The organism is Pseudomonas sp. P5_A2_2 (genome assembly GCF_054177685.1).
This window is the reverse complement of the sequence record NZ_JBGCUL010000091.1, coordinates 1-10,629: the sequence shown is the minus strand read 5'-3', so window position 1 is coordinate 10,629 and position 10,629 is coordinate 1. Positions and strand designations below refer to the sequence as shown.

The window sequence follows — 10,629 nt, the reverse complement described above, 5'->3', positions numbered from 1 at the left end:
ACGTCAACGGCGTGCCTCAGCCGCACGAAGAAGATCACACCGTAGACATCCTGTTCGCGGTCGATCCGGGTAAGCGTGCCTACGTGAACCGCATCAACTTCCGCGGCAACACCAAGTCCGAAGACGAAGTGCTGCGTCGTGAAATGCGCCAGATGGAAGGCGGCTGGGCTTCGACCTACCTGATCGACCAGTCCAAGACCCGTCTGGAACGTCTGGGCTTCTTCAAGGAAGTCAACGTTGAGACCCCGGCCGTGCCGGGTGTCGATGACCAGGTGGACGTCAACTACAGCGTTGAAGAGCAAGCCTCCGGTTCGATTACCGCCAGCGTCGGTTTCGCCCAGAGTGCCGGTCTGATCCTTGGTGGCTCGATCACCCAGAACAACTTCCTGGGTACCGGTAACAAGGTCAGCATCGGCTTGACCAAAAGCCAATACCAGACGCGTTACAACTTTGGTTTTGTTGACCCCTACTGGACGGCTGATGGCGTGAGCCTGGGTTACAACGCCTTCTACCGCACCACTGACTACAAAGACCTCGATGTCAACGTAGCGAGCTACGCCGTAGACAGCTTGGGTGCAGGTGTCAGCGTCGGTTACCCGATCAGCGAGACTTCGCGTCYGACCTTTGGCCTGAATGCGCAGCAGGATAAGATCAAGACCGGTGAATTCACCGTCGACGAGATTTTCGACTTCGTTAACCGTGAAGGTGATCAGTACCTGAACTTCAAGGCTTCGGCCGGCTGGTCCGAATCTACCTTGAACAAAGGCGTATTGGCGACCCGTGGTCATTCTCAAAGCTTGACGGCGGAAGCCACCATACCGGGTAGCGACCTGTCGTTCTACAAACTCGATTACCGTGGCCAGTTGTTCCAGCCACTGAGCGAAAATTACACCATGCGCCTGCACACCGAATTGGGTTATGGCGACGGTTACGGCTCGACCGATGGCTTGCCATTCTATGAAAACTACTATGCTGGTGGTTTTAATTCGGTTCGTGGCTTCAAGGACAGCACTCTGGGTCCTCGTAGTACGCCGAGTCGTGGCGTGGGTGTAACGGGTAATACCGGAACGCTGGCTGATCCGGACGATGATCCACTGCCGTTTGGTGGTAACGTCCTGATCCAGGGCGGTGTGGAAGTACTGTTCCCTATGCCTTTCGTCAAGGATCAACGATCCCTGCGTACCTCGGTATTCTGGGATGTGGGTAATGTGTTCGACTCCAAGTGCGAGCAGACGACAAATACCAACCCTGCGTCGAAGTCCAACACGCAGTGCAACGACATCAGCTTGAGCAACTTGGCCAGTTCTGTCGGTGTGGGTGTGACCTGGGTCACCGCACTGGGTCCTCTGAGTTTCGCATTGGCCATGCCGGTCAAGAAACCGGATAACGCTGAGACTCAAGTGTTCCAATTTTCCCTCGGCCAGACGTTCTAAGCGTCTGACCCAAGATAACGACAATGAATTTTGTAGGAGTGCATCGTGCGTAAGTTGACTCAATTGGTTCTCCTGGCCAGCGTACTGGTCGCTGGTCCGGCATTCGCCGACATGAAAATTGCTGTTCTGAACTATCAGATGGCTTTGCTGGAGTCCGATGCGGCCAAGAAATACGCCGTGGATGCCGAGAAGAAGTTCGGTCCTCAACTGACCAAGCTCAAGACCCTGGAAAGCAGCGCCAAGGGCATTCAGGACCGCCTGATGGCCGGTGGCGACAAAATGCAGCAGGGTGAGCGCGAGCGTCTGGAGCTTGAATTCAAGCAAAAGGCCCGTGACTTCCAGTTCCAGTCCAAGGAGCTGAACGAAGCCAAGGCCGTTGCCGACCGTGAAATGCTGAAGCAGCTCAAGCCGAAACTGGACAGCGCTGTGGAAGAAGTCATCAAGAAAGGTGCTTTTGACCTGGTCTTCGAGCGTGGCGCAGTGATTGATGTCAAGCCTCAGTACGACATCACTCGCCAGGTTATCGAGCGCATGAATCAGCTGAAGTAATCCATGACCGTGACCATTAAGCTCGGCCAGCTGGCCGAGTTCCTCGGCGCCACGCTACATGGCGATCCCGAGAAAGCAATTACTGGGCTAGCCACCTTGCAGGAGGCTGGCCCAGCTCAGTTGAGCTTTCTCGCAAACCCCCAATACCGTAAGTACCTGGCAGGTAGTCAGGCTGCAGCCTTGTTGCTGAAAGCCGCTGACGCCGAAGGTCATTGCGGGGATGTGCTGGTGGTGCCGGATCCGTATGCGGCCTACGCACGTGTTTCCCACCTGTTCGATCCCAAGCCCAAGTCCGCTGCCGGCATACATCCCACGGCGGTGATCGCTGCGGATGCGGTAGTCGATCCTGCGGCGAGTATCGGTGCTTTTGTGGTGATCGAAAGCGGTGCGCAGATTGCAGCCGGTACGACTGTCGGCGCGCATTGCTTCATCGGTGCTCGCAGCGTGGTGGGTGAGGGTGGCTGGCTCGCGCCGCGTGTGACCCTTTATCACGACGTTCGCGTCGGCAAACGGGTCGTCATTCAATCCGGAGCGGTGCTCGGCGGCGAAGGTTTCGGTTTTGCCAATGAAAAAGGTATCTGGCAGAAAATCGCCCAGATCGGTGGCGTGTTGATCGGCGATGACGTTGAAATCGGCGTGAACACGGCTATAGATCGCGGTGCGCTGGCCGATACCATCATCGGTAATGGTGTGAAGCTCGACAACCAGATCCAGATCGCTCACAACGTTCAGGTCGGTGATCACACCGCCATGGCCGCCTGTGTCGGGATCTCCGGCAGCACCAAAATTGGCAAGCATTGCATGCTCGCTGGTGGTGTGGGGCTGGTAGGGCATATCGAAATTTGCGACAACGTTTTCATCACCGGGATGACCATGGTGACCCACTCGATTACCGAAAAGGGTTCCTATTCTTCCGGTACGGCCATGCAGCCGGCAGCCGAGTGGCGCAAAAGCGCGGCACGCATTCGTCAGCTCGATGACATTGCGCGGCGTCTGCGCCAGCTGGAAAAGCAAGTAGGGGAAGTGACCCCTGACGGTAATGCTTCATCAGATGGCTGATACCATTTCCATATCAAGTGTGCACAGCCGCAAAACAGACTGCGTGGAAACGTAGCGAGCGAAGRCAAGACAAGGCAAAAACAGGCGAGGAACGGTTGGAGTCGCACTCGACTTTACTGGCTGTAAATGAGCATTCCGAGCCTGTTTTTAACGCAGKATTGYCGAGCRCAGTAGTTTYCASACAGTCTGTGGACTGGCTCCTTGATTTGCTAGAGGAACGTGCGTCAGTCGCGCGCTCCCAATCTTTACATAGGCTTCCCCCCGAAATGATGGACATCAACGAGATTCGCGAATACCTGCCTCACCGTTACCCGTTCCTGCTGGTGGACCGGGTAGTGGAGCTGGATGTTGAAGGCAAGCGCATTCGCGCCTACAAGAATGTCAGCATCAACGAACCGTTCTTCAACGGTCACTTCCCTGCGCATCCAATCATGCCTGGCGTATTGATCATCGAAGCAATGGCTCAGGCTGCCGGGATCCTTGGTTTCAAAATGCTCGACGTGAAACCGGCCGACGGCACTCTTTATTACTTCGTCGGTTCCGACAAGCTGCGCTTCCGCCAGCCGGTTCTGCCAGGCGATCAGTTGATCCTTGAAGCCAAGTTCATCAGCTGCAAGCGTCAGATCTGGAAGTTCGAATGCCAGGCTTCGGTCGATGGCAAGCCTGTCTGCTCCGCTGAAATCATCTGCGCGGAACGCAAGCTATGAGTTTGAKTGACCCTCGTGCAATCATCGATCCGACAGCCGTTCTGGCTGACGGCGTCGAGGTCGGCCCGTGGTCGATCGTCGGCGCAGGTGTGGAAATCGGCGAGGGGACAGTCATCGGGCCGCACGTGATCCTCAAGGGCCCGACGCGAATCGGTAAGCACAATCGCATCTACCAGTTTTCCTCGGTGGGCGAAGACACACCTGACCTGAAGTACAAGGGCGAGGAAACCCGTCTGGTGATTGGTGATCACAACGTCATCCGCGAAGGCGTGACGATTCACCGTGGCACCATCCAGGACCGTTCGGAAACGACCCTGGGCGATCACAACCTGATCATGGCGTATGCCCACATCGGCCACGACAGCGTTATCGGCAACCACTGCATCCTGGTGAACAACACCGCACTGGCGGGCCATGTGCATGTGGAAGACTGGGCGATCCTTTCCGGTTTTACCCTGGTTCACCAGTATTGCCACATTGGCGCCCACAGCTTTTCAGGCATGGGTACTGCCATCGGCAAGGATGTTCCTGCGTATGTCACGGTGTTCGGTAACCCTGCCGAAGCCCGCAGCATGAACTTTGAAGGCATGCGTCGTCGCGGTTTCAGCGAAGATGCGATTCACGCCCTGCGTCGCGCCTATAAGGTAGTTTACCGCCAGGGCCTGACCGTGGAGCAGGCGCTCGTCGAACTGTCCGAGCCTTCTGCGCAGTTCCCGGAAGTAGCGGTGTTCCGCGACTCCATCCAGTCTTCGACCCGCGGCATCACCCGCTAATCATGGCCAATCTGCGTATTGCGCTGGTAGCGGGCGAGGCTTCCGGCGACATTCTGGGCGCGGGCCTCATGCGCGCGCTCAAGGCTCGTCACCCGGCTGTCGAATTCATCGGTGTGGGTGGTCCGCTGATGCAGGCCGAAGGCCTGACCCCGTATTTCCCGATGGAACGTCTGTCCGTCATGGGCCTGGTGGAAGTGCTGGGCCGGTTACGCGAGTTGCTGGCACGGCGCAAGAAGCTGGTCGCCGACMTGATCGAAGCGAAACCTGATGTGTTCATCGGTATCGACGCGCCAGACTTCAACCTCAATATCGAACTCAAGCTGCGCCAGGCCGGGATCAAGACCGTGCATTACGTCAGCCCGTCGGTCTGGGCCTGGCGGCAGAAGCGGGTGCTGAAGATTCGCGAAGGCTGCGACCTGATGCTCACGCTGTTCCCGTTCGAAGCCAGATTCTACGAAGAGAAGGGCGTACCGGTGCGGTTCGTCGGCCATACCCTGGCCGACGCCATTCCACTCGAAGCCGATCGCAGCGCAGCGCGGGCCGAACTTGGTTTGCCTGACGGGCCGCTGGTGGCGTTGATGCCGGGCAGCCGCGGTGGTGAAGTTGGCCGACTCGGCGCGTTGTTCCTCGATACGGCCCAGCGCTTGCGTACGTTGCGCCCGGGCGTGCGGTTTGTCATGCCTTGCGCCAGTGCGCAGCGTCGGGCTCAGCTGGAGGAGTTGCTGGCCGGTCGTGATCTGCCGCTGACCTTGCTCGATGGCAAGTCCCATCTGGCCCTGGCAGCCTGCGACGCCGTGCTGATTGCCTCCGGAACCGCAACACTTGAAGCATTGCTGTACAAGCGGCCGATGGTGGTTGCCTACCGTCTGGCACCGCTGACGTTCTGGATTCTCAAGCGCATGGTGAAAAGCCCCTACATTTCATTGCCGAACTTGCTGGCTCAGCGTCTGTTGGTGCCCGAGTTGTTGCAGGACGATGCAACGGTCGAAGCGCTGGCCCAGACCTTGTCACCGCTGATCGAGGGCGGGGAAGAGCAGACCCGTGGCTTTGATGAGATTCACCGGACCCTGCGTCTGGATGCCTCCAACCAGGCTGCGGACGCAGTGCTGAACCTGATCGGCCAAGACAAATGAGTAAAACGAACATGCAGATGGGGCTGGATTTTACCTTGGTCGCCGAAGTCGAAGAGTTGGTTGCCGGCGTCGATGAAGTCGGTCGCGGCCCGCTCTGTGGCGCGGTGGTTACGGCGGCGGTGATCCTTGATCCGAACCGCCCGATCCTCGGCCTGAACGACTCGAAGAAACTCACCGAAGCCCGCCGCGAAAAGCTCTACGACGAAATCTGCGAAAAAGCCCTGAGCTGGTGTATCGCTCGCGCCGAAGTCGAAGAAATCGACGAACTGAATATCCTGCASGCCACCATGCTGGCCATGCRGCGCGCGGTTGCCGGGCTGCACATCCAGCCGAAGCTGGCGATGATCGATGGTAATCGTTGCCCAAAGCTGCCGATGCGCTCCGAAGCCGTGGTCAAGGGCGATAGCAAGGTTCCAGCCATCGCCGCCGCATCGATTTTGGCCAAGGTCAGCCGTGATCGTGAAATGGCGGCGTTCGAATTGATTTACCCGGGTTACGGCATTGGTGGGCATAAAGGCTACCCGACGCCCGTTCATCTGGAAGCGCTCGCCCGTCTCGGCCCGACCCCGATTCACCGGCGTTCATTTGCCCCGGTGCGGCTGGCCTATGAGGCGCGAGAAGGTCTCATCGAGAGTTAGTCGCGAGGCTGATTTTTTTTACCAAGGCCCGGTACAATCCGGGCCTTGTTGTCTTCATGTTTATAGACAGGATCACTATGCCGGCTTCATTCGTTCACCTACGCCTGCACACTGAATACTCCCTGGTCGACGGTCTGGTGCGGATCAAGCCGCTGGTCAAGACCCTGGTCGGCATGAACATGCCTGCCGTAGCGGTCACTGACCAGAACAACATGTGTTCCCTGGTCAAATTCTATAAAAACGCCATGGGTGCCGGGATCAAGCCGATCTGCGGCGCCGACCTGTGGCTGTCGAACAAGGATCCGGACAACCCGCTGAGCCGGATCAGCCTGCTGGTGATGAACGCCGAAGGCTATCGCAACCTCACCGAACTGATTTCCCGCGGCTTTATCGATGGTCAGCGCAATGGCGCGATCATCATCGAGCGCGAATGGGTCGCTGAAGCCAATGCGGGCTTGATCATGCTGTCGGCGGCCAAAGAAGGCGAGATCGGCCAGGCCATGCTCAGCGGCAATCCCGCCGAGGCCGAAACCCTTGCCCGCGAATGGATGGACGTGTTTCCGGATCGTTTCTACCTGGAAATCCAGCGCACCAACCGCCCGAACGATGAAGAACAGCTGCACGGCGCGGTGGCGCTGGCCGAGAAGCTCGGTGCGCCGCTGGTGGCGACCAATGACGTGCGCTTCATCAAGCAGGAAGACTTCGCCGCCCACGAAACCCGCGTTTGCATCGGTGAAGGCCGCGCCCTCGACGATCCGCGGYGTTCGAAGAATTACAGCGATCAGCAGTACCTCAAAAGCGCCGATGAAATGGCCGAGCTGTTCAGCGACATTCCCGAGGCGCTGGAAAACACCGTCGAGATCGCCAAGCGCTGCAACATCGAAGTGAAGCTGGGCACGCACTTCCTGCCCAACTTCCCGATCCCCGATGGCATGACCATCGACGAGTACTTCCGCAAGGTGTCCTTCGACGGCCTGGAAGAGCGGCTAAGCGTTCTGCTGCCCAAGGACACCACCGAAGACTACGAGGCCAAACGCCAGGTCTATGTCGACCGGCTGAATTTCGAGCTGGATATCATTATCCAGATGGGGTTCCCCGGGTACTTCCTGATCGTGATGGACTTTATCCAGTGGGCCAAGAACAACGGCGTACCGGTGGGTCCTGGCCGTGGATCGGGTGCCGGGTCGCTGGTGGCCTATGTGCAGAAGATCACCGACCTCGACCCGCTGGAATACGACCTGCTGTTCGAACGTTTCCTTAACCCGGAACGGGTTTCCATGCCCGACTTCGACGTCGACTTCTGCATGGACGGTCGTGACCGGGTGATCGACTACGTGGCCGAGAAGTACGGCCGCAATGCGGTAAGCCAGATCATCACCTTCGGTTCCATGGCCGCCAAGGCTGTGGTCCGCGACGTGGCGCGGGTGCAGGGCAAGTCCTACGGCCTGGCGGATCGCCTGTCGAAGATGATTCCGTTCGAAGTCGGCATGACCCTGGAAAAGGCCTACGAGCAGGAAGAGATCCTGCGCGACTTCATCAAGGTCGATGAAGAAGCCGCGGAAATCTGGGAGATGGCCCGCAAGCTCGAAGGCGTTGTGCGTAACGTCGGCAAGCACGCCGGTGGTGTAGTTATCGCGCCAACCAAGCTGACTGACTTCTCGCCGATCTATTGCGACGAGGCCGGTGACGGTCTGGTAACCCAGTTCGACAAGGATGACGTCGAGGCGGCCGGCCTGGTGAAGTTCGACTTCCTCGGTCTGCGGACCCTGACGATCATCGACTGGGCGCTAAAAACCATCAATCGTGACCGCGCCAAGGTCAACGAACCGCCGCTGGATATCGCGTTCATCCCGCTGGATGACAAGCCGACTTACACCTTGCTGCAAAAAGCCGAAACCACGGCGGTGTTCCAGCTTGAATCCCGGGGCATGAAGGAGCTGATCAAAAAGCTCAAGCCCGACTGCCTGGAAGACTTGATCGCACTGGTGGCGCTGTTCCGTCCAGGCCCGCTGCAGTCAGGCATGGTGGATGACTTCATCAACCGTAAGCATGGTCGCGCCGAGCTGGCGTATCCGCACTCGGACTACCAGTACGAAGGCCTCAAGCCAGTACTGGCGCCGACTTACGGCATCATCCTGTATCAGGAACAGGTGATGCAGATTGCCCAGGTCATGGCCGGTTACACCCTCGGTGGTGCGGACATGCTGCGTCGAGCCATGGGTAAGAAAAAACCCGAGGAAATGGCCAAGCAGCGCGGTGGCTTCATTGAAGGTTGTGCCACCAACAACATCGATGCGGACCTCGCCGGTAACATTTTCGACCTGGTAGAAAAATTCGCCGGTTACGGCTTCAACAAATCCCACTCCGCTGCTTATGGCCTGGTGTCGTATCAGACCGCGTGGCTGAAAGCCCATTACCCGGCACCGTTCATGGCTGCGGTACTCTCTGCGGATATGCACAACACCGACAAGGTCGTGACCTTGATCGAAGAAGTGCGGACCATGAAGCTGCGTCTCGACGCGCCGGACGTGAACACGTCCGAGTTCAAGTTCACGGTGAACGACGAAGGCCGGATCATTTACGGCCTCGGTGCCATCAAAGGCGTGGGTGAGGGCCCGGTCGAGGCGATCACCGAAGCGCGTCTGGCCGGTCCGTTCAAGGACCTGTTCGATTTCTGCGCCCGGGTTGACCTCAAGCGCATCAACAAGCGCACCCTCGACGGCTTGATCCGCAGCGGCGCGCTGGATCGCCTCGGGCCGTATTTCCACGATGAGCAGAAAGCCTACCAGGCCAACATCGACCGCAATCGCGCGGTGCTGCTGACGGCCATGGAGGAAGCGATCAAGGCGGCCGAACAAACTGCACGCACCCAGGACAGCGGTCACTCCGACCTGTTTGGCGGTCTGTTTGTCGAAGAGGACGCCGACGTCTACGCCAATCACCGCAAGGCCAAGGAGCTGACCCTCAAGGAGCGCCTGAAAGGGGAGAAAGATACCCTCGGCCTGTACCTGACCGGTCACCCGATTGACGAATACGAGGGTGAAATCCGTCGCTTCGCCCGTCAGCGCATCATCGACCTGAAACCGGCGCGCGATACCCAGACGGTCGCCGGGATGATCATCGCCTTGCGGGTGATGAAGAACAAGAAGGGTGACAAGATGGGGTTCATCACCCTCGACGACCGCTCAGGGCGGATCGAGGCCTCGCTGTTTTCCGAGGCGTTCCATTCCGCGCAGTCGCTGTTGCAGACCGACGCGATGGTGGTGGTCGAAGGCGAGGTCAGCAATGACGACTTCTCCGGTGGCCTGAAGTTGCGGGTCAAGCGGGTGATGAGCATGGAAGATGCGCGCACCAACCTGGCCGAAAGCCTGCGCCTGAAGTTGCATGCCAAGGACCTCAAGGGCGATCAGCTACGCTGGCTGGGTGAACTGTTGAAGCGTCACCGCGGTGCGTGCCCGATCACCATGGATTACACCAGCCCTGATGCGAAGGCCTTGTTGCAGTTTGGCGAAGGCTGGCGGATCGATCCGGCGGATGCGTTGATTCAAGCCCTGCGTGACCAGTTCGGGCGAGACAACGTCTTCCTCCAATACCGTTGACCGGCAGGTGATCTCAGAACGCCTGCCCGCAACCTGAATTTTTAATCTCGACCTCAACGCGCCTGTCCCTTAAGGTAGGGCGCGAATAGACAACCGGCCGGCCCAAGATCCCTTGGGACTCGACCCAAGACGGACGCCTATGAACCCGAATTTTCTAGATTTCGAACAGCCGATCGCCGACCTGCAAGCCAAGATCGAAGAGTTGCGCTTGGTCGGTAATGACAATTCGCTGAATATCGGCGATGAGATCTCCCGCCTGCAGGACAAGAGCAAAACGCTGACCGAAGACATTTTCGGCAAGCTGACCAGCTGGCAGATCGCACGTCTGGCGCGTCACCCGAAACGTCCGTATACCCTGGACTACATCGAACACATCTTCACCGAGTTCGACGAGTTGCACGGTGACCGTCACTTCTCCGACGACGCTGCCATCGTTGGCGGTATTGCCCGTCTGGACGACCAGCCGGTGATGATCATCGGTCACCAGAAGGGCCGTGAAGTGCGCGAGAAAGTTCGCCGCAACTTCGGCATGCCACGTCCGGAAGGCTACCGCAAGGCTTGCCGCCTGATGGAAATGGCCGAGCGTTTCAAAATGCCGATCCTGACCTTCATCGACACCCCGGGCGCCTACCCTGGCATCGACGCCGAAGAGCGTAACCAGAGCGAAGCGATCGCCTGGAACCTGCGTGTCATGGCCCGCCTGAAAACCCCAATCATCGCCACCGTGATCGGTGAAGG

The 10,629-nt window shown here is 58.5% G+C and carries 9 protein-coding genes; all 9 read left to right on the top strand.

Annotated elements, in window-relative coordinates; all coding sequences use genetic code 11:
- The coding region (bamA, locus tag ACXRVY_RS09330) for an outer membrane protein assembly factor BamA (RefSeq protein WP_458237288.1) at positions 1-1,433 on the top strand (1,433 nt) is incomplete at its 5' end.
- Positions 1,434-1,478: 45 nt separating this feature from the next.
- The gene (locus ACXRVY_RS09325) at positions 1,479-1,982 is read left to right on the top strand and encodes an OmpH/Skp family outer membrane protein (RefSeq protein WP_007990260.1); all 504 of its coding nucleotides are present in this window, start codon (positions 1,479-1,481) and stop codon (positions 1,980-1,982) included.
- A 3-nt stretch (positions 1,983-1,985) separates the two neighbouring features.
- Positions 1,986-3,041 carry a UDP-3-O-(3-hydroxymyristoyl)glucosamine N-acyltransferase gene (gene lpxD, locus ACXRVY_RS09320; RefSeq protein ID WP_223458391.1) on the top strand — a complete coding sequence of 352 codons (1,056 nt, stop codon included), beginning with the start codon at positions 1,986-1,988 and terminating at the stop codon, positions 3,039-3,041.
- A 266-nt stretch (positions 3,042-3,307) separates the two neighbouring features.
- Entirely contained in the window at positions 3,308-3,748 is a 441-nt protein-coding gene (gene fabZ / locus ACXRVY_RS09315) for a 3-hydroxyacyl-ACP dehydratase FabZ (RefSeq protein WP_007978374.1), read from the top strand.
- Complete coding sequence (lpxA, locus tag ACXRVY_RS09310; RefSeq protein WP_458237287.1) at positions 3,745-4,521, top strand: acyl-ACP--UDP-N-acetylglucosamine O-acyltransferase; 777 nt, start codon at positions 3,745-3,747, stop codon at positions 4,519-4,521. The genes fabZ and lpxA overlap by 4 nt, the downstream gene beginning before the upstream one ends.
- 2 nt (positions 4,522-4,523) lie before the next feature.
- Positions 4,524-5,654 (top strand): lipid-A-disaccharide synthase, encoded by a 1,131-nt coding sequence (gene lpxB, locus ACXRVY_RS09305; RefSeq protein ID WP_458237286.1) that lies wholly within the window; start codon positions 4,524-4,526, stop codon positions 5,652-5,654.
- Positions 5,655-5,665: 11 nt separating this feature from the next.
- Positions 5,666-6,292: a ribonuclease HII gene (gene rnhB, locus ACXRVY_RS09300; RefSeq protein WP_458237289.1), complete on the top strand. Its 627-nt coding sequence runs from the start codon at positions 5,666-5,668 to the stop codon at positions 6,290-6,292.
- Positions 6,293-6,369: 77 nt separating this feature from the next.
- On the top strand, positions 6,370-9,891 hold the full coding sequence (dnaE, locus tag ACXRVY_RS09295; RefSeq protein WP_458237285.1) for a DNA polymerase III subunit alpha: 3,522 nt from the start codon (positions 6,370-6,372) through the stop codon (positions 9,889-9,891).
- A gap of 139 nt (positions 9,892-10,030) precedes the next feature.
- Positions 10,031-10,629 (top strand): acetyl-CoA carboxylase carboxyl transferase subunit alpha (gene accA / locus ACXRVY_RS09290; protein WP_458237284.1); only part of this gene is annotated, 599 nt, incomplete at its 3' end.